Origin of the sequence: Pseudomonas sp. DVZ6 (assembly GCF_024259445.1) — a bacterium.
In the GTDB taxonomy this organism is placed as follows: domain Bacteria; phylum Pseudomonadota; class Gammaproteobacteria; order Pseudomonadales; family Pseudomonadaceae; genus Aquipseudomonas; species Aquipseudomonas peradeniyensis.
The window spans coordinates 1-20,912 of the sequence record NZ_JANCLM010000060.1; the positions used below are offsets into that span (position 1 = coordinate 1).

General features: G+C 64.0%; 10 protein-coding genes. 8 read left to right on the plus strand and 2 right to left on the minus strand.

All coding sequences use genetic code 11. The annotated features are described in order from the left end of the window. Positions 1 to 63 precede the first annotated feature (63 nt). Together NMG10_RS24465 and NMG10_RS24470 are read left to right on the plus strand one after the other, a co-directional pair. Complete coding sequence (locus tag NMG10_RS24465; RefSeq protein ID WP_254465285.1) at positions 64 to 9,363, plus strand: immunoglobulin-like domain-containing protein; 9,300 nt, start codon at positions 64 to 66, stop codon at positions 9,361 to 9,363. Between the two features lie 162 nt (positions 9,364 to 9,525). Next, positions 9,526 to 9,867: a hypothetical protein gene (locus NMG10_RS24470; protein WP_050707494.1), complete on the plus strand. Its 342-nt coding sequence runs from the start codon at positions 9,526 to 9,528 to the stop codon at positions 9,865 to 9,867. A gap of 198 nt (positions 9,868 to 10,065) precedes the next feature. On the opposite strand, the gene lapD is transcribed toward NMG10_RS24470, so the two are convergent. After that, on the minus strand, positions 10,066 to 12,012 hold the full coding sequence (gene lapD / locus NMG10_RS24475; protein ID WP_254465286.1) for a cyclic di-GMP receptor LapD: 1,947 nt from the start codon (positions 12,010 to 12,012) through the stop codon (positions 10,066 to 10,068). Positions 12,013 to 12,022: 10 nt separating this feature from the next. After that, positions 12,023 to 12,724: a cysteine protease LapG gene (lapG, locus tag NMG10_RS24480; protein WP_203649467.1), complete on the minus strand. Its 702-nt coding sequence runs from the start codon at positions 12,722 to 12,724 to the stop codon at positions 12,023 to 12,025. 271 nt (positions 12,725 to 12,995) lie between these two features. Here lapG and NMG10_RS24485 point away from each other — a divergent pair, with 271 nt between their 5' ends. The 6 genes from NMG10_RS24485 to NMG10_RS24510 all read left to right on the plus strand — a co-directional run bounded on the left by NMG10_RS24485 (position 12,996) and on the right by NMG10_RS24510 (position 20,578). After that, positions 12,996 to 13,688: a GntR family transcriptional regulator gene (locus tag NMG10_RS24485; protein WP_203649465.1), complete on the plus strand. Its 693-nt coding sequence runs from the start codon at positions 12,996 to 12,998 to the stop codon at positions 13,686 to 13,688. A gap of 78 nt (positions 13,689 to 13,766) precedes the next feature. Then, positions 13,767 to 14,333, plus strand: a complete 567-nt coding sequence (locus tag NMG10_RS24490; RefSeq protein WP_203649463.1) for a hypothetical protein — start codon at positions 13,767 to 13,769, stop codon at positions 14,331 to 14,333. Positions 14,334 to 14,934: 601 nt separating this feature from the next. After that, on the plus strand, positions 14,935 to 15,711 hold the full coding sequence (locus tag NMG10_RS24495; RefSeq protein WP_203649461.1) for a DUF3050 domain-containing protein: 777 nt from the start codon (positions 14,935 to 14,937) through the stop codon (positions 15,709 to 15,711). Next, a complete protein-coding gene (locus NMG10_RS24500) occupies positions 15,708 to 16,637 on the plus strand; it encodes a diiron oxygenase (protein ID WP_232857777.1) in 930 nt (309 codons plus the stop codon). The genes NMG10_RS24495 and NMG10_RS24500 overlap by 4 nt, the downstream gene beginning before the upstream one ends. A 10-nt stretch (positions 16,638 to 16,647) precedes the next feature. Beyond that, on the plus strand, positions 16,648 to 20,079 hold the full coding sequence (locus tag NMG10_RS24505) for an amino acid adenylation domain-containing protein (RefSeq protein WP_254465287.1): 3,432 nt from the start codon (positions 16,648 to 16,650) through the stop codon (positions 20,077 to 20,079). 31 nt (positions 20,080 to 20,110) lie between these two features. After that, the gene (locus NMG10_RS24510) at positions 20,111 to 20,578 is read left to right on the plus strand and encodes an SRPBCC family protein (RefSeq protein ID WP_232857779.1); all 468 of its coding nucleotides are present in this window, start codon (positions 20,111 to 20,113) and stop codon (positions 20,576 to 20,578) included. Positions 20,579 to 20,912: the final 334 nt, after the last annotated feature.

Genomic DNA, 20,912 nt, shown 5'->3' on the forward strand with positions numbered 1-20,912 from the left:
AGCGTCAGCGGCGCAGACAACTTCGAGAAGCTGACCCTCGGCGACAACACGATCACCACGACCGTGACCGACGAGCCAGGCACTGGCACGCCAGGTACCGACAACCAGGGCGACAAGGTCACTGTCACCATCGTCGGCAAAGGCGATGTCACCGAGGACCAGCAGCCAGCCTTCACCGTCAAGGTCAGCCAGAAGCTCGACCATGACCTGACTGTCACTCTGTCCAATGGCGACAAGGTGGTGATCCCTGCTGGCCAGACCGAAGCCGAGTACAAGGCCAAGGCCCAAGGTGATGACGTCTTCAAGGACGGCGATACCCTGACCGTCGGCATCAGCGATGCCGCCGTTGATGGCAAGGCTTTCGAAAATCTGGAACTGGGCGGCAACGCCTCGGTGCAGATCACCGACACCGTCAGCGAAGTCGTCGCGACCCTCACCGCCGACAAGACCACGGTGTCCGAAGGCGGCCAGATCACCTACACCGTGACCCTGACCAACGCCCAGGGTCTGCCGGTCAATGGCCACAATGGCCTGACCTTCACCCTCACCGACGGCACCAAGGTCACCATTCCAGCCGGCAGCGCCAGCGGTACCTTCACCATCACCGCTCCGGACGATGTGTTCGTTGGTGGCCAACCGACCATCACCAACAAGCTGGAAGGTGTCACCGGCGCCGACAACTTCGAAAAACTGACCCTGGGTCAGGACGAAGTGAAGACCTCCGTCACTGACGAACCTGGCACCGGCACGCCAGGTACCGATAACCAGGGCGACAAGGTCACCGTCACCATCGTTGGCAAAGGCGATGTCACCGAAGACCAGCAGCCGGCCTTCACCGTCAAGGTCAGCCAGAAACTGGACCACGACCTGACCGTGACTCTGTCGAATGGCGACAAAGTCGTCATTCCAGCCGGTCAGACCGAAGCCGAGTACAAGGCGAAAGCCCAAGGTGATGACGTCTTCAAAGACGGTGACACCCTGACCGTCGGCATCACCGATGCCGCCGTCGACGGCAAGGCCTTCGAGAATCTGGAACTGGGTGGCAACGCCTCCGTTCAGATCACCGACACAGTAAGCGAGGTCGTTGCGACCCTGACTGCCGACAAGACCACTGTGTCCGAAGGCGGCCAGATCACCTACACCGTCACCCTGACCAACGCCCAGGGTCTGCCGGTCAACGGCCATAACGGCCTGACCTTCACCCTGACCGATGGCACCAAGGTCACCATCCCGGCCGGCAGCGCCAGCGGCACCTTCACCATCACTGCACCGGACGATGTGTTCGTTGGTGGTCAACCGACCATCACCAACAAACTGGAAAGCGTGACTGGTGCCGACAACTTCGAAAAACTGACCCTGGGTCAGGACGAAGTGAAAACCTCCATCACTGACGAACCGGGCACCGGCACTCCAGGTACCGACAACCAGGGCGACAAGGTCACCGTCACCATCGTCGGCAAGGGCGATGTCACCGAAGACCAGCAGCCGGCCTTCACCGTCAAGGTCAGCCAGAAACTGGACCACGACCTGACCGTGACCCTGTCCAACGGCGACAAGGTCGTCATTCCGGCCGGTCAGACCGAGGCCGAGTACAAGGCGAAAGCCCAAGGTGATGACGTCTTCAAAGACGGTGACACCCTGACCGTCGGCATCACCGATGCCGCCGTCGACGGCAAGGCCTTCGAGAATCTGGAACTGGGCGGCAACGCCTCGGTGCAGATCACCGACACCATCAGCGAGGTCGTTGCGACCCTGACTGCGGACAAGACCACCGTGTCCGAAGGCGGACAGATCACTTACACCGTCACCCTGACCAACGCCCAGGGTCTGCCGGTCAACGGCCACAATGGCCTGACCTTCACCCTGACCGATGGCACCAAGGTCACCATCCCGGCCGGTAGCGCCAGCGGTACCTTCACAATCACCGCACCAGACGACGTATTCGTCGGTGGCCAACCTTCGATCGTCAACAAGATCGAGGGTGTCAGTGGCGCCGACAACTTCGAGAAGCTCACTCTGGGTGACAACACCGTCACCACGAGCGTGACCGATGAGCCAGGCACTGGCACGCCAGGCACCGACAACCAGGGCGACAAGGTCTCGGTCACCATCGTTGGCAACGGCAACGTCACCGAAGACCAGCAGCCGTCGTTCACCGTCAAGGTCAGCCAGAAGCTCGACCAGGACCTGACCGTGACCCTGAGCAATGGCGCCAAGGTAGTGATCCCGGCCGGCCAGACCCAGGTCGAGTACAAGGCCGCGGCCCAGGGCGACGATGTATTCAAGGATGGCAGCTCGCTGACCGTCGGCATCACCGACGCCGCGGTCACCGGCAAGACCTTCGAGAATCTGGAACTGGGCGGCAACGCCACCGTGCAGATCACCGACACCATCAGCGAAGTCGTGGCCACCTTGTCCGCCGACAAGACCACCGTGTCCGAGGGCGGCCAGATCACCTACACCGTGACCCTGACCAACGCCCAGGGCCTGTCGGTCACCGGCCACAACGGCCTGACCTTTACCCTCAGCGACGGCACCAAGGTCAGCATCCCGGCCGGCAGCGCCAGCGGTACCGCCATCATCACGGCGCCTGACGACGTCTTCGTTGGCGGCCAGGCCACCATCAGCAACAAGATCACCGGCGTCACCGGTGCCGACAACTTCGAGAAACTGACCCTGGGTCAGAACGAAGTGCAAACCTCCGTGACCGACGAGCCGGGCACTGGTACTCCAGGCACCGACAACCAGGGCGACAAGGTGTCCGTCACCATCGTCGGCAACGGCGATGTCAACGAGGCCCAGCAGCCGTCGTTCACCGTCAAGGTCAGCCAGAAGCTTGGCTACGACCTGACCGTCACCCTGTCCAACGGCGACAAGGTGGTGATCCCGGCAGGTCAGACCCAGACCGAGTACAAGGCCGCCGCACAGGGCGACGACGTGTTCAAGGACGGCAGCTCGCTGACCGTCGGTATCACCGATGCCACGGTTCCGGGCCATACCTTCGAGAACCTGGAACTGGGTGGCAACGCCACCGTGCAGATCACCGACACCATCAGTGAAGTCGTGGCCACCTTGTCCGCCGACAAGACCACCGTTTCCGAGGGCGGCCAGATCACCTACACCGTGACCCTGACCAACGCCCAGGGCCTGTCGGTCACCGGCCACAACGGCCTGACCTTCACCCTCACCGACGGCACCAAGGTCACCATCCCGGCGGGCAGCGCCAGCGGCACCTTCACCATCAATGCGCCAGACGACGTATTCGTCGGTGGTCAGCCGACCATCAGCAACAAGATCACCGGCGTCACCGGTGCGGATAACTTCGAGAAACTGACCCTGGGTCAGAACGAAGTGAAGACCACCGTCACCGACGAGCCAGGTTCGGGCACCCCGGGTACCGGCAACCAGGGCGACAAGGTCTCGGTCACCATCGTCGGCAATGGCGATGTCAACGAGGCCCAGCAGCCGTCGTTCACCGTCAAGGTCAGCCAGAAGCTCGACCAGGACCTGACCGTGACCCTGAGCAACGGTGCCAAGGTAATCATTCCGGCTGGCCAGACCCAGGTCGAATACAAGGCCGCCGCCCAAGGCGATGATGTGTTCAAGGACGGCAGCTCGCTGACCGTCGGCATCACCGATGCCACGGTCACCGGCAAGACCTTCGAGAATCTGGAACTGGGCGGCAACGCCACCGTGCAGATCACCGACACCATCAGTGAAGTCGTGGCCACCTTGTCCGCCGACAAGACCACCGTTTCCGAGGGCGGCCAGATCACCTACACCGTGACCCTGACCAACGCCCAGGGCCTGTCGGTCACCGGCCACAACGGCCTGACCTTCACCCTGACCGACGGCACCAAGGTCACCATCCCGGCCGGCAGCGCCACTGGCACCGCCATCATCAACGCGCCGGACGACGTGTTCGTCGGCGGCCAGGCCACCATCAGCAACAAGATCACCGGCGTCAGCGGTGCCGACAACTTCGAGAAACTGACCCTGGGTCAGAACGAAGTGAAGACCTCGGTCACCGACGAGCCGGGCTCGGGCACCCCGGGCACCGGCAACCAGGGCGACAAGGTCTCGGTCACTATCGTCGGCAACGGCGATGTCAACGAAGCCCAGCAACCGTCGTTCACCGTCAAGGTCAGCCAGAAGCTCGATCAGGACCTGACCGTGACCCTTAGCAATGGCGCCAAGGTGGTGATCCCGGCCGGCCAGACCCAGGTCGAGTACAAGGCGCCGGTCCAGGGCGACGACGTGTTCAAGGACGGCGGCCCGCTCACCGTCGGCATCACCGATGCCAGCGTGGTCGGCAAGACCTTCGAGAATCTCGAGCTCGGCGGTTCGGCCACCGTGCAGATCACCGACACCATCAGCGAAGTGGTCGCGACCCTGTCCGCTGACAAGACCACGGTTGCCGAGGGTGGCCAGTTCACCTACACCGTGACCCTGACCAACGCCCAGGGCCTGTCGGTCACCGGCCACAACGGCCTGACCTTCACCCTCACCGACGGCACCAAGGTCACCATCCCGGCGGGCAGCGCCACCGGTACCGTGACCATCACCGCCAAGGACGACGTGTTCGTCGGCGGCCAGCCGAGCATCGTCAACAAGATCGAGTCCGTCACCGGTGGCGGCAACTTCGAGAAGCTGACTCTCGGCAACAACACGCTGACCACCACGGTGACCGACGAACCAGGTTCGGGTACCCCAGGTACCGGCAACCAGGGCGACAAGGTCTCGGTCACCATCGTCGGCAATGGCGATGTCAACGAAGCCCAACAGCCGTCGTTCACCGTCAAGGTCAGCCAGAAGCTCGACCAGGACCTGACCGTGACCCTGAGCAATGGCGCCAAGGTGGTGATCCCGGCCGGCCAGACCCAGGTCGAGTACAAGGCCGCCGCCCAGGGCGACGACGTGTTCAAGGATGGCAGCTCGCTGACCGTAGGCGTCACCGACGCCACAGTCACCGGCAAGACCTTCGAGAACCTGGAACTCGGTGGCAATGCCACCGTGCAGATCACCGACACCATCAGTGAAGTCGTGGCCACCTTGTCCGCCGACAAGAGCACCGTGTCCGAGGGCGGCCAGATCACCTACACCGTGACCCTGACCAACGCCCAGGGCCTGTCGGTCACCGGCCACAACGGCCTGACCTTCACCCTCACCGACGACACCAAGGTCACCATCCCGGCCGGCAGCGCCAGCGGCACCTTCACCATCAATGCGCCAGACGACGTATTCGTCGGTGGCCAGCCGACCATCAGCAACAAGATCACCGGCGTCACCGGCGGCGACAACTTCGAAAAACTGACCCTGGGCCAGAACGAAGTGAAGACTACCGTCACCGACGAGCCAGGTTCGGGCACCCCGGGTACCGGCAACCAGGGCGACAAGGTCTCGGTCACCATTGTCGGCAACGGCAACGTCACCGAAGACCAGCAGCCATCGTTCACCGTCAAGGTCAGCCAGAAGCTCGACCAGGACCTGACCGTGACCCTGAGCAACGGTGCCAAGGTGATCATTCCGGCTGGCCAGACCCAGGTCGAGTACAAGGCCGCCGCCCAAGGCGACGACGTGTTCAAGGATGGCAGCTCGCTGACCGTCGGCATCACCGATGCCGCGGTCACCGGCAAGACCTTCGAGAACCTCGAGCTGGGTGGCAACGCCACCGTGCAGATCAGCGATACCATCAGTGAAGTGGTCGCCACCCTGTCCGCCGACAAGACCACCGTCAGCGAAGGCGGCCAGGTCACCTACACCGTGACCCTGACCAACGCCCAGGGCCTGTCGGTCACCGGCCACAACGGCCTGACCTTCACCCTGACCGATGGCACCAAGGTCAGCATCCCGGCCGGCAGCGCCAGCGGCACCTTCACCATCACCGCCAAGGACGACCCGTACCTCGGTGGCCAGCCGAACATCGTCAACAAGATCGAAACGGTCGCCGGTGGCGACAACTTCGAGAAACTGACCCTGGGCAGCAATACCGTCACCACCAGCGTCACCGACGAGCCGAGCGGCCAGGGCGACCTCACCACCGTCGGCATCAGCGGCGACACCTCGGTGACCGAAGGCGATACCGCCCACTACAACCTGACCCTGAGCAACCCGTCGAAGTCCGAGGTGACCATCACCCTGACCTACAGCGGCACCGCCACCGACGGCCAGGACTTTACCGGTGTGGTCACCGTGAAGATCCCGGCGGGCAGCAGCGGCACCACCTTCGACATCAAGACCATCGACGACAAGCTGGTCGAGGGTTCGGAGAACTTCACGGTCAAGATCAGCGGCGCCACAGGCGGCGGCTTCGAGAACCTGCAAGTCGACGCCAGCAAGTCCAGCGTCACCACCACCATCATCGACAACGACCACGCGCCGGTGTCGACCGGTGGCGCCGTGACCGGCAGCGAAGACACCGACTACGTGTTCAAGTGGGGCGACTTCAACGTCAGCGACGCCGATGGCAACAGCGGCCTGTCGGTGACCATCAGCAAGCTGCCGGACCTGGGCAGCCTGAAGTTCTTCAACGGCACCTCGTGGGTCGATGTGTCGCTGAACCAGAACATCAGCCAGGCCGACATCGCCGCCGGCAAGCTCAAGTTCGTGCCGCTGGCCAACCAGTCGGGCGTCGACGGCTATGGCGGCAGCGGCGTGGGCAACAAGCAGGCCGACTACGCGCAGATCAAGTACAAGCCCAACGACGGCACCAACGCCGGCGGCGAAGTGACCATGAAGGTCGATATCGCGCCAGTGGCCGACAAGCCTGACCTGAACATCGGCAACAACAACGTCAACTCCATCGGCCTGCTCAAGGAAACCTGGAACAGCCTCACCGGCCTGGGTAACAACGGCAACGGCATCACCGGCGATGCGCTGAAGAACGTCTTCGCCAACTCCGGCAACGCCAGCAAGAGCGAGACCGTCACCGGTGTCGACACGGTCGCCACCGTGTCGCCTGGCACAGGCTCGAAGACCTCCGGCCTGATCTACCTCGAAGCCGGCAAGACCTACTCGTTCAGTGGCACCGCCGATGACAGCCTGCAGATCGTCGTGGGCGGCAAGAACGTCGCCAGCGGTACCTGGGGCAACAGCAGCGGCGCCATCTCCGGCAGCTTCACCCCGACCACCAGCGGCTACTACACCCTGGAGATCTACAACGCCAACCAGTCCGGCCCCGGCAGCCTGGACGTCAACATCAAGGTGGGCAACGGCGCGGTCACCGACCTCAACAGCTCGAACATCCCGATGTACCCGAGCGTCAAGGACCTGACCAACGCCGGCGTGACCGTCGGCGACCTGCACGGCAGCAACAACCAAGGCTACTACGACGGCTACAAGCTCAACGAAGGCGGCGAGAACGGCGCCCCGGTCAAGCTGGTGGGCATCAGCACCAACCTCACCGACACTGACGGCTCCGAGGCCCTGAGCGTCAAGCTCAGCGGCATCCCGGCAGGCTCGGTGCTGGCCGACAATGCCGGCCACACCATCACCGTCGGCAAGGACGCGGTGGACGTCACCGGCTGGAACCTGGGCAGCCTGACCATCAAGCCACCGGCCTACTATGCCGGCCAGTTCGACGTGAAGGTCAGCTCGACCTCCACCGAGAGCGTCGGCGGCAGCACCGCGACCAGCGAAGGCACCATCAAGGTCACGGTCTACCCGCAGTCCTACACCACCAGCAACCTGTCCTCGGACAGCGACAACATCACCGGCACCGACGGCAACGATGTGGTGGTGGCCGACGTCACCGGCCTGCACGTGGTGCCGGGCCAGGACTACAACCTCGCCTTCATCGTCGACACCTCGGGCAGCATGGGCTCGTCCGGCGTGGATGCGGCGAAGAAATCCCTGGAGTCGGTGTTCAAGACCCTGGCCGCCAGCGTCAAGGGCGACCAGGCGGGCACCGTGAACATCCTGCTGGTGGACTTCGCCACCCAGGTCAAGAGCAGCGTTGCGGTAACCCTGAACGATGCCGGCCTGCAGCAGTTGCTCAACGCCCTGAACAACCTGCGGGCGGACGGCGGCACCAACTACGAGGACGCCTTCAAGACCACCGCCAACTGGTTCCAGAACCTCAAGGATGGTGGCAACACCGGCAGCAACCAGACGTTCTTCATCACCGACGGCAAGCCGACCTACTACCAGGCCAACGAGAACCCCAACCCGACCCTGGGGACCTCGGGCATCACCCTGGACACCTTCCTGGCTTCGATCAACTACAAGCCGGGCATGGCCTACAACGGCTACATCGACAGCAGCAACACCAACTACGTCAGCATCGACAACGCCGGCAACCTGCAGGTGCAGTACTACCGCAACGGCTGGAAATACGGCGTATCGGGCGAACTGCATGCCGAAGGCAACGGCACCTATGAGCTGTCTTCGCGTGGCGGCCTGGGCTACGACACCAACAGCACCACCACGAGCAACTCGCAGGACAGCTTCAAGCTGCTCTCGGGCCTGTCCCAAGTCGAGGCCATCGGCCTCAACAACGGCGTCAACACCAACGACCTGAAACCATACGACACCGACGGCAAGCCGCAGACCAACATCGACCCGAGCAAGCTGGCCGAAGCCATCCTCGGCCATACCGAAGTCACCCAGCCGGGCAATGACACGGTCAACGGCGGCGACGGCAACGACATCATCTTCGGCGACCTGATGGTCTTCGACGGTGTTGCCGGCACCGGTGTCGAGGCGATCCGCGGCTATGTCGCCGACAAGCTGGGCGTCGACGCGGGCAGCGTGGACGCACGGGCGATGCACAAGTACATCACCGAGAACTACGCCGAGTTCGATGTCTCGCGCAGCAACGACGGCGCCGACACCCTGCTGGGCGGCAACGGCAACGACATCATCTTCGGCCAGGGTGGCAACGACTACATCGACGGCGGCAAGGGCAATGACATCCTGCTCGGTGGCACCGGCAACGACACCCTGCTCGGCGGCGAAGGCAACGACATCCTGTTCGGCGGTGCCGGCAATGACATCCTCATCGGCGGCAAGGGTGACGACATCATGACCGGTGGCAGCGGTGCCGACACCTTCGTGTGGAAGTCCGGCGACCTGGGCAAGGACGTGATCAAGGACTTCAAGGCCAGCGAGGGCGACCGCCTCGACCTGAGCGACCTGCTCCAGGGCGAGAAGGCCAGCACCATCGACAACTTCCTGAAGATCACCACGGTCAATGGCGAGTCGACCCTGCAGGTCAGCACCGAAGGCAAGCTCAACGCCGCCGGTGGCCTGGCCAACGCCGACGTGACCATCAAGCTCGAGGGCGTGAACTGGTCCAACACCACGATCAACTCGTTGATCAGCGGTGCCGACCCGACCATCAAGATCGACAACTCCAACAGCTGATCCCTGCCTCTCTACGGCGGCCCGCAAGGGCCGCCGTTGGGGGCGCGGGCTTTTCCAGCCATCCCTTCACGCGCATACTCGTGCACCGGGCTTACATGCCCGGTGAACTTTGCCTATGCTGCTGACTACCAAAAAGGATTCATCGTGACGAGGGACGCCGCCATGTTCTACGTGCAACGCGACGCTGACGGCCGTTTGCTGCGGGTTGAAGCCGCCGAATTCGGTGGTTTTAACGACATGGTCCCGGCAGACAATGCCGAGATCCAGGAATGGTTCGCCGACAACGTTGTCGAGAACAGCCTCAAGCAGCTCAAGCAGAGCGACCTGGACATGATCCGGGTACTGGAGGACCTGATCGAGGTACTGACCGCCAAGGGCGTGTTCAGCATCACCGACCTGCCGCCCGGTGCCCAGGCCAAGCTGCTCAGTCGCGCCAGCGCACGTGAGGCGCTAGGCGGCCTGAACAACTTGATCGAGGACGATGAGAACGGCGGGTTGATCTGATCACCCAGCCCTTCGGGCTACGCTGTCTCGCAGGTAACAGAGTTCCAGCGTGGGAGCGGGCTTGCCCCGCGATCACCGGCGTAGCCGGTGCCAAACGTCGCATCGCGGGGCAAGCCCGCTCCCACGCTGCCTCAGTCAAATCAAAGAATTGTGTTTTGTTCCATGAGAGCGGGTTTATCCGTTCCCACAGGCTTTAACTTAACGCCAGGGTGCCGGCCCACCTACCAGTTGCCCTTGAATTCCCTGCACGCCCATCTCCCGTAGTACCTTCAGCTCCCCTTCGGTCTCCACCCGCTCGGCGATCAACGGCAGGTCGATGCTGTGCGCCGCGCGCTGGATGGCCTCGATGAACAGGCGCTTGTGCCGCTCCTGGTCGATGCTGCGGATATAGCCACCGTCGATCTTCAGGTAGGCCAGGCCCAGGTGGGCGAGGTTGCCGATCATGCTGAAGCGCCCGCCGAAGCGTTGCAGCGCCAGGCTGAAGCCCAGGGCGCGCAGGCGTCGGGTCAGATGCTCCAGCACCGATTGCTCGGGCAACTGCTCTTCGCCGATCTCGAAGGTCAGCCGCCGCCCCAGCGCGCCATGCTGCCCCAGCAGCTCGTAGACTCGCTGCAGCGCCTTGGGATCGGCCAGGGTCGCGGCCGACAGGTTCAGCGCGAGCGCCTCGCCATGCCCCTGCAAGTGCCTGAGCACTTTCTCCAGCACCAGCAGGTCCAGCCGCGCCATCCAGCCGAAGCGCTCCAGCCACGGCAGGAAGCGGCCGGCCGCCAGGGCTTCACCCTGCTCGTCGTGCAGGCGCGAGATGACCTTGTAGTGCAGCACCCGCTCCGGCGCCCTGGCATCCACGACGGGCTGGAAGAACAGCTCGAACTGCCCTTTGTCCAGTGCCTGGTCCAGGCGCGTGTGCCAGGCGTGGTGGCTGTCGGCGGCCTGGCCTGCGGCGCCCTGCTCCAGGCACACCCAGCCCGGCGCGGGCTGGCTCTCGGCGCGGGCCAGGGCCTCGTCGGCAAGCTTGAGCAGCGCTTGCGGGGCATCCCCGGGGCTGTAAGGCGCCAGGCCAATGCAGGCCACCGGGTCGACATCGCTGGCGCCGGTCTCGTGCAGGCTCTGCAAGGTGGTCTCCAGGGCTTGAGCCAACTGGATCGCCTCCTCATGCACCATGCCCGGCGCCAGCACCGCGAACTCGCCGCCACGACTGCGGGTGATCAGGTCGTTGGTCTCGGGGAAGTTCGCGCAGGTGCGGCGCAACTGCTCGCCCACTGCCTGCAGCAACTGGTCGGTGCGCTGGCCCCCCAGGCGCGCGTTCAGGCCCGCCAGGTCCTGGACCCGCAGCAACAGCAGGTAGCCGGCACGGGCCTCCTCCAGATTGCTGACCCGGGCGTTGAGCTGCATTTCGAAGTATCGACGGTTGGCCAGCCCGGTGAGGCTGTCCTGGTACGACTCGGCACGCAGCTTCTCGCTGCGCTCGGCCTGTTCGGTGAACAGCGCCTTGAGCTTCTCGACCATCTGGTTCATCGCCTGCACCACCCGGCGCAGCTCGGGTGTACGCGGCAACTCCGGCAGGCTGAGGAACTCACGGCGAGCAATGGCGTGGGACTGCGCCACCATATAGTCAAGCGGCCGCAGTTGGCGACGCAGCAGCAGCGCCCCGAGCACCGCACTCGCCGCGCCGCACAGCAGCAGCCAGCCCAAGCTGCCCAGGGCGCTCTGCCAGAGCTTGGCCAGGGCGAACATCGGATGGCTGATCACCTCGACCCGCGCCGCCTGCTGCCAGCCACGGCTGACAATGGCGTCGCCACCGGCCGGGTCCAGGCCGATCAGCTGGATGAACCAGCCCGGCACGCTTCCCGCATCGGGCTCGGCATGGCGCTCGACCAGCACGGCATTGGAATCCAGGTCGATGACCTTGATGCTCGAATAGTAGCCACTGTCGAAAATCGAGCTGACCATCAGCTCGACCATCGCCGGGTCATCGATGTTCGGCGTCAGCGACAGCGCCAGCGCGGTCGCCGCATCCTGGGCATGGGAGCGCAGCTGGTTGACATACTGGCTGCGCGAGCTCTCCAGGCTGACCATGAAGCTGCCACTGAAGGCGACCACCAGGAACAGGCAAATGGCTAGCAGCAATTGTTTGAACAGTGACATCTGTGCTCCTTCAGTAAACCGGTTCGGCCGGGAACCCTTCGGCCTGCATTTTCTTCAGCAAGTCCTGCCACCGCGACAGGCGCTTGGTGTCACCGACCTTCTTGTTGCCGCCAGCGCCAGTCAGCCACAGGCCTTCACCGTTGAAGGCATACACCGGCAGCAGGTCGGTACGCTGGCTGGCCGGCTTGATCGCGTCCATCAGGCTGTCGAGCACCAGCGGCTGGGCCTGTGGGCTTGAATAATAGGTCAGGACCATGTGCGCACGGTTCTGGCGCAAGGCCTTGACGTAGGTGATGCGCAGCTTTTCCGCCGGGACGCCCATGCGCCGCAGGCTGAAGTACTTGGCGATGGCATAGTCCTCGCAGTCGCCCGCGCCCTTGATCAGCGACTGCACCGGCGTGGCCCAGTAATCGACCTCGTGCCACAGGTCGATGTCCTCGACGTAGCGCAACTGCTTGTTGAAGAACAGGTTGACTACCTGCAACTGCTCCAGCTCGCTGCCCTGCTTCTGTGTCGCCAGCAGGTTCTGCCAGGCATCTATACGCCCCTGCCCCGGCCCCAGCGGACCATACAGGGCCTGCGCACGGCGGCTGATCTGCGAGAAGTCCCAATCCGCCTGGGTAGCGCCCAGCCACAGGCAGCCGAGCAGCACGGCAAGGCCGAGCCGGCGTGCGGTCGCATTGAGAGGCCAAGGTATCGCCACTGCGGACACCCGTTCAGATCAGTCGAAAGCAGCGATGGTGCGGGCTGGCGCGGCAAAAGACAATGGCACCGGGTGCCTGTGCTGCCAACTGTCGGCAAACCCGCTTCGTACAAGGGCTGGCGACCTTGGCCATCTTCCCAATGCCGACAACTTGCTTCACGATAGCCGCGTTTCGTGAGTGCGCCATGGCGCACCCGCTTGATCAATCCGTTTGACAAGCGCCCCCTTCCCTCACTAGGGTTATTGGATCCAATTTTCATGTTGCCGAGGCGAACCCCGCGTGGCTGAGAAACCCAAACTCCTGAGCACCGTGCTGGGCAGCGAGCAGGTACCGCCGCACCTGGCCCGCAGTGTCATAGAAGAGCGCCTGCGCAGTGCCATCCTCGACGGCCGCCTGCCACCGGGCACCGCCGTGCGCCAGCAAGAGCTGGCGACCCTGTTCGGCGTCAGCCGCATGCCCGTGCGCGAAGCGCTGCGCCAGCTCGAGGCCCAGTCGCTGCTGCAGGTGGTGATGCACAAAGGTGCGGTTGTGGCACCACTGATCGGCGAGGATGCCGTCGACACCTACGCCCTGCGCGTGCTGCTCGAGACCGAGGCGTTGCGTCAGTCGATCCCCTTGCTCGATGCCGACGACATCACCCAGGCCAGGGCATACATCCGCCAGCTGGAAAATGAGACCCGCCACGCCGAGATCGGCCGGCTCAACCGTCTGTTCCACATGGCCCTCTACAGCAAGGCGCAGAACCAGAAACTGCTGCGCATGATCGAGATCGAGCTCAACGAGGAGGAACGCTTCCTGCGCTTCCACCTGTCCTCGATGGGGCTGGGCAAGCTCACCCAGGACGACCACATCGCCCTGGTCGACGCAGCCAGCGACAAACTGGTGGACAGAGCCATCGAGCTTCTGGAAGAGCACCTGAACCATGCCGCGCGCACCATCAGGAGCTACCTCGACAGGCAATCGGGCAACTGATCCTGCTCAACCGCGCAGCCGACCTCAGCGACCGCGTCGCTGCGCAGACACGATCCGCCACAAGGAACGGCAGTGCACGTGCAGACGCGACAGGAAACCACGCCCGACCAGCCGTCCAGGATCCGCCTGATCTGCCTGGCCAGCACCCGGCAGCAACTTGCCCAGTACCGTACCTGGGCAAGGACCCTCAGCGACCCCATCGAACTGGTCGCGGTCGATGTCCCAAGCATTGCCGACCTGGAACAGTCCACCGCGCTGCCCGTGGCCGGGCGCCTGACCCAGGCCCTGCGCGAACAGCTCCAACCCTACCTTGCACAACCCCACGCGATGTTCGCCCAGGGACTGGGCGCGCACATCGCCCTGGCCCTGATCCAACAGGTGCAGGAGACGAGTCCGGGGCAGACCCGTCACTTGTTTGTTTCAAGCTGTGACAGCCCGCAGTTCAGTACCAGCAACCTTCCATTGCAGGTGCCGATGACCGTGCTGTACCCGCCCGGCTCCCTGGCCGCGATGCTCGGCTGGCACAGTCTGGTGCGCCGAGAGCTGGAGCTGATCGAGTTGCCGCTGCCATCGGTCGATGCTTCGCTGCTCAACCAGCGCCTGGTGCGCATCTTCAACAGCCACCTCGGGCTGCTCAGTTACTGACCTTCCCCCTGCCTTCCATACGCTGACCAAGAGGGCATTTACTCTGCCCGGTCTGCTGCTGGCCATGGCAGTGCCAGCATTTTGGGCACACTCTACTCCCCGCAGCGGCCGCTGATCATCAGACGTGGACCTGGCCGCCTGCCTCCTCATTCACCAGTAGAAGGAACCTGGCACCGGGGCAAGGACCGCACGCGATCAGCCGCCCTCCAATAGTCACTCTCCCATCTCCGTTCACCAGTGCTCCGAGTGAGGCATTCACTCTGTGTCTATTTTTCTGATCGTTATTTATCGGAAGGAGCACATATTGCCAAAATAAAACTTACCCAAAGTTTTATTCGGGCACTTATATTTCAAGAAAAGTCCGAGCATAAAATAATCAAAAAAACAATTGCGGCGAACTTTGAAGTTGTTCTAACTTTTATAGCGCCAGCCAAGGGCGGCCAGGCATCACCGTGGACGCCTTGCCAGACAAGCCCTGCCGGCCTCTATCCGTTGTTCGATGTCGAAATTTCATTCGAGGTATCTCTTCGCCTGGAATTTATATAACGAACAATGCGCAGAGCAACTTGATCCCTGAATTCCATCCATAACGGACCTCATCATGAGCACATTGAAGCGCACACTTTCCGACAAGAAACATGAACTTTCCCTGCACCCGCTCTTTTCCGAGATCGACTCGCTGCAGACACTGCGTCGATTTATGGAAACCCATGTTTTTGCAGTCTGGGACTTCATGTCGCTGACCAAGCGCCTGCAGCAGGAGCTGACCTGCGTCAGCCTGCCATGGCTGCCACCTGCGGACCCGGCCGCAGCACGCCTGATCAACGAGATCGTGCTGGGCGAAGAATCGGATGACCGCCTCGACCACGGTCACTACAGCCACTTCGAACTGTACCTGGATGCCATGCGCGAGGTCGGCGCCAGCACCCAGGCCATCGATCGCTTCATCAGCCTGCAACAGCAAGGCATCACGGCCATTGACGCCCTGCAGCGCTGCGGTGCCAGTGAAGCCGCCCAGCGATTCGTCCGCGACACCCTCGAGGTGGCTATCGACGCGCCGGCCCACCGGGTTGCGGCCGCCTTCCTGCATGGCCGGGAAAGCGTGATCCCGGCGATGTTCCAGCAGATCCTCGACGAGTGGGGCATCGGCACCGAGCAGGCTCCGACCTTCCGTTACTACCTGCAGCGCCATATCGAGGTGGACTCCGAAGACCACGGGCCTGCCGCCGAACAATTGCTGGCCCGCCTGGTCGACCACGACCCGCTGCGCCAGGAAGACGTCTACGTGGCCGCCATCGCCGCCGTGGACAGCCGCATGGCGCTGTGGGACCGCCTGCGTGCCTCGCTGCAGACACCTGTCGCCGAGGTCACCCCATGAATGCCCTCGAGTACCGCTCCTTTGCCGAGGCCTGGGAGGCTCGGGCGACCATCCGCACCCGGCCCCGGCGCCTGGTGGAGGATGACCAGCGACTGATCTACCCCCTGAGCCGCCAACCCCTGGTGCTCGGCGCGACATTCCAGCGCGAATGTCCGCAGCTGCGTGATTTCGTGCTGGTGCAAAGTCTCTACAAGTTCATCAACGATGTGGTGATCTTCGAGACCGAAATCGTCGACCGCACCGCCCGGCGCATCGCCAAGGACCGCTTTGCCGTGCGCTTCCCGTTCGCCTGCCGCTACGACGCGATGACCGTGGTGGTGGACGAGGACTATCACGCCCTGGTGGCGATGGACTTCCTGCAGCAGACCATCGCCTTGACCGGCATCGATCCGATCGCCCTGCCCCAGGAGATCGAACTCAGCCGCGCCATTCCGGCCGTGCTGGAACAAGTGCCCGAGGCACTGCGCGATGCGCTGGAGCTGATCTGCGTGGGCATCGCCGAGAACACCCTGACCGACGATGTCGCGGCCTTTGCCAAGGACGACTCGGTCAAGCCCTCGGTGAAGGGACTGATGGCCGATCACCTGCTGGACGAAGGCCGTCATTCAAGCTTCTGGGCGCGGCTGACGCGCATCTACTGGCACACCGCGCCGGAGGCGGATCGCCAGGCAATCGCCAAGGTGCTGCCGTTGTTCCTGCGTCAGTACCTGACCAGCGACATCCAGCAGGCGTTCGACTGTGCCCTGATCGCCGCCTTGCCAGTGAATGAAACGGTGCGCCAGGCCCTGCGCGAAGAAGCGCAAGGCCTGGCCTACCCGATCAATCACCAGCATCCGCTGCTGGGCAACATCCTGCGTTTCTTCCGCAGCAGCTCGATGCTCGAGTCGCCTTGCGTACAAGACGCCCTGCGCGATTACCTGCCCTGAGGACCTGGACATGAGACGCCTCGACATACTCCTGGTGGGCACCAGCCCCACCCTGGAGGCATTCACCCGGCTGCTCGACGAGCACGGCCATGGCTCGGCCACCGCCGACAGCGCGCAAGCCTTGCGCCAGCAGCTGTCGACCCGGCCGGACCTGGTGGTGGAAGATGGCAGCCTGGCCCTGGGCAGCTGCGACTGGCATGCCCTGGGCAACACGCCACTGCTCAGGCTGCGCCTGGGCGCCAGCTTCGCCGAGCCCCTGCCGCAACTGGAAGCCCTGTGCTGGTGCGGCAGTGCCAGCGCCCAGCGGCTGATCCAGCGAACTGCGATCCCCGCGCCGAGTGCCGGCAACGGCCAGCAGTTGCGCGAAGACGCCCTGCAGGCCCTGTGTGATCAACTGGCCCTGCAGGTCACCCGCTTTGCGCGCAATCCGGCGCATCTGCAGGAAGCACCCGCGGCAAGCCCCGGCGACCAGGAGCGCGAGCACGGCCTGGACTGGCTGGAGGCTCTGGCCTACCGCCACCCATTCAACCGCACACTGCGCGCTGACTTGCTGGAGAAGGCCGAAACCGGCCTGATCGATACGCTGGAGCACAGCTTGCGCCTGCATGCCGAATGCCCTGCGCTGAACCATGCCGGCCAGCGCTCCAGCTATCGCCAGCTGCATGCCCGCACCGTCGCCATCCAGCAGGCCCTGGCGCCGTTGCTGCCCGAGCCCGGTGAACAGCCGCCGGTGGTCGCCGTGTGCATGGGCAAGTCGCCCGACCTCTATGCCAGCCTGCTGGCGGTGCTGGGCTGCGCCGCCATCTACCTGCCGCTGGACCCGGCAACGCCGGCCGAACGACGCCAGTCGATCCTCGAGGATGCCGGTGCCTGCGTCGTGCTGCATGACGGGCAGGCGCCTGTGGATATCTCTCATGTGGATATCCGCGGCATCGCGGCGACACCGGCCATGCCGTTGCCCGGCCTGGCGCTGCGCCAGGCCGGCGCCGAGCAGGCCTGCGTGGCGATCTACACCTCCGGCACTACCGGCCAGCCCAAGGGCGTGCTGCTCAGCCAGCGCAACCTTACGCACTTCATGGCCTGGTACCGTGAGCATGTGGCCCTGGACGAGCACAGCCGAGTGCTGCAGTTCTCCACCATCGGCTTCGATGCCTCACTGCTGGATATCCTGCCGACCTTCGCCTGCGGTGCGGAACTGGTGCTGCCCAGTGAGGATCAGCGCCGCGATCCGCAGCAGCTGGTACAACTTATCCACAGCCAGGAAGTCAGCCACGCGTTCCTGCCACCGGCCCTGCTGAGCATCCTGCCGCGCAATGTCCACCTCGGCCTGCGCCACCTGGTCACTGGCGGCGACGTCTGCGAGCCGGAGGTCATCGCCCGCCTGGCCGGTCAGTGCCGGATGCACAACATCTACGGGCCGACGGAAACCACAGTGCTGGCCACCACCCGGGTGTTCGCCAGCGGTGACAGCAACCGCAACCTGGGCCTGCCGATCGCCAACACCCAGGTGCTGATACTCGACCCGGCGCTGCAACCGGTAACGGAGCAGACCCCGGGCGAGCTGTACATCGCCGGGCCCGGTGTCGGCCTGGGCTATCTGAACAAGCCGGCACTGACCGCCGAACGCTTCGTCGAGTTGGACCTGCCCGCCGGCCGCACGCTGCGTGCCTATCGCACCGGAGACATCGGCAAGTGGACCGCCCAGGGCATCGAGCTGTGCGGACGGCGTGACAACCAAGTGAAGATCCGAGGTTTTCGGGTCGAGCCCGAGGAGATCGAGCACTGCTTGCGCGACAGCCACCTGTTCGCCCAGGTGGCGGTGGTGATCGACGCGCAGCGCCGGATCCTGGCTTTCCTCGCCCACCCACAGCGGACCGATGCGCAAGCCTTGCTGCGCGAACATGCCGAGCGGCACCTGCCCGACTACATGCGCCCGTTGTTCTACCAGGTGCTGGAGCACATGCCCTATACCGCCAACGGCAAGGTGGACCGCCGGGCGCTGTCGGCACAGCCACTGGCCCTGTCGGCGAACGCGCACATCGCACCAGAGACCAACACCGAAAAGCGCCTGTTGCATCTGTGGAGCGAGTTGCTGGAACTGCCGCCAGCCGACATCTCACTGGACGACAGCTTCTTCAACCTGGGCGGGCACTCGATCCTCTTGTCGCGCCTGTTGCTGGAGATCCGGGAACACTTCGGCCAGGGTGTGGCCATCAACCGTTTCATCGAGCAGCCGACCCTGCGGCGCCTGGGCGCGCTGCTCGACGGCAACGATGATGCGCTGCCGACCTCCCTGGCGCGCCTGGAGCAGGACGCCAACCGCGATCTCGGCCTGCAGGTACTGCCAATGGAGCGTCTGGGCGATGTGCACAAGGTCATCGTCACCGGGGCCAACAGCTTCCTTGGCGTACACCTGGTCGAAGCCTTGCTGGAATGGGGCGCCACCGAAGTCGCCTGCCTGGTACGTCGCGCCGGTGGGCAGTCCGCCGAGGAACGCTTCGCCCAGGCCCTGCAGGACAACCATATCGACCTGGACCTGGGCCGCGTGCGGGTACTCGAGGCAGACCTGCGCAAGCCGCTGCTGGGCTTGTCCCAGGCCGACTACGACGACCTGGACAACCACTATGGCGCCCTGCTGCACAACGCCGCGCAGGTCAACCATGTGCTCGACTACGAGGTGCTGGCCGCCGACAACATCGAGCCGTTGTTCGGGTGCCTGCGGCTGTGCGAAGGTCGACGCAAGAAGATCTTCAACTTCGTCTCGACCCTGTCCGCGTGCAGCGCGGTGGACGGTGACGGTCGCGTGCTGGAGAGCGACCCGGCCAGTACCCCGCCGATCTACATCCGCAATGGCTACAACCTGAGCAAATGGGTCGGCGAGCGCATCCTCAGCCGTGCCCGCGAGCAGGGCGTGTGGGTCAACCTGTTCCGTCCCGGCAACATCACCTTCGACAGCCGCACGGGCGCCTGCCAGCCCCAGCGCAACCGGCTGATGCTGATGCTCAAGGGTTCGCTGCAACTGGGGCAGGTACCGGGGCTGGAGATCGACTTCGACCTCATGCCGGTGGACTTCCTGTCCCGTTTCATCGCCTTCCACAGCAGCCGCCACCAGGCTGGCCAATGCGTGTTCAACCTGCACAACCCCGAGCCACTGCGCTGGCGTGACTACCTGGCGTCGTTCCATGCGCAGGGCCATGCCTTCGAGTTGGTCAGCGTCGAGCAGTGGCAGCGCCAGTTGGCCCGGGTCGACCGCCAAAACGCGCTGTACGACGTCCTGGGCTTCTACCTGGACGGCTTCGAAGAAGACATCGGCGATATCTCCGGCATCGCCCACGACAACGCCCGTGCCGGCGTGCAGCGCATGGGCGCCCGTTACCCGAGCAAGGACCCGGCGCTGCTTAGCCGCGGCTGCCGCTACCTGGCCGACATCGGCTTTATCTGACCCCCTTTATCCACAACAGGAGCAACATCCCATGCAAGCACTCAAACCCGACACCCTGATCCGCAACCCGCAAGGCTGCCTGGTGGTTTCCAGCGTCGAGATCGCCGCCCCGGCCGCCAGCGTGTGGAATATCGTCGGCAACTTCGCCGGCTTCCCGGTGTTCATCCCCGCGCTGGCGCATATCGAAATGACCGGCAGTGGCGTGCGCTCGGTGCGCAAGAAACTGTTCAAGGATGGCAACGTGGTGATCGAGCAGTTGAACAGCCGTGACGAGCAGGCCATGCACATGACCTGGAGCCTGATCTACACCAGCCTGAATATCGGCAACCTGTGGGCTGCCATGGAGGTGCAGACGATCGACGCCAGCCGCAGCCGTGCGACCTGGACCATCCAGGCCGAGCCCTGGGAAGGTGGTCCAGATACCCTGCCGGGCTTCCAGGCGTTCCTGCAGGGCTTTGCCGATGAGGCGATGGGCAATGTGCGTAATCTGCTGAGCTGATAGCACTGGCAGGGGCGTATGCCCCGGTAGCAAAAAGGCCGCTCCCAACCGGGAGCGGCCTTTTTTGTCTTGGAGATAAGGGAGTAAGGGATAGCCCTTCGGGCTGTGCTGTTGCACGGCGAAAAGAGATCTCTGTAGGAGCGGCTTTAGCCGCGATGCAAGCAACTCGGTGTCTGGCACCCGCTTCGCGGGTGATCGCGGCTGAAGCCGCTCCTACAGGGGGCCGTGCTGTGCCTGGGAATGCCGTTCCCTTCACGACGGCCCAGGGAGCTCGTGCATTGATACCCTGAAAAGACAAAGCCCCCGACCGCATCGCGATCAGGGGCTTTGGAAT

Bases quoted from the DNA above. Each gene is read 5' to 3' on its own strand.
- NMG10_RS24505 (WP_254465287.1), top strand. From the start codon at position 16,648: ATGAGACGCCTCGACATACTCCTGGTGGGCACCAGCCCCACCCTGGAG.
- lapD (WP_254465286.1), bottom strand. From the start codon at position 12,012: ATGTCACTGTTCAAACAATTGCTGCTAGCCATTTGCCTGTTCCTGGTG.
- NMG10_RS24470 (WP_050707494.1), top strand. From the start codon at position 9,526: ATGTTCTACGTGCAACGCGACGCTGACGGCCGTTTGCTGCGGGTTGAA.
- NMG10_RS24495 (WP_203649461.1), top strand. From the start codon at position 14,935: ATGAGCACATTGAAGCGCACACTTTCCGACAAGAAACATGAACTTTCC.
- NMG10_RS24500 (WP_232857777.1), top strand. From the start codon at position 15,708: ATGAATGCCCTCGAGTACCGCTCCTTTGCCGAGGCCTGGGAGGCTCGG.
- NMG10_RS24510 (WP_232857779.1), top strand. From the start codon at position 20,111: ATGCAAGCACTCAAACCCGACACCCTGATCCGCAACCCGCAAGGCTGC.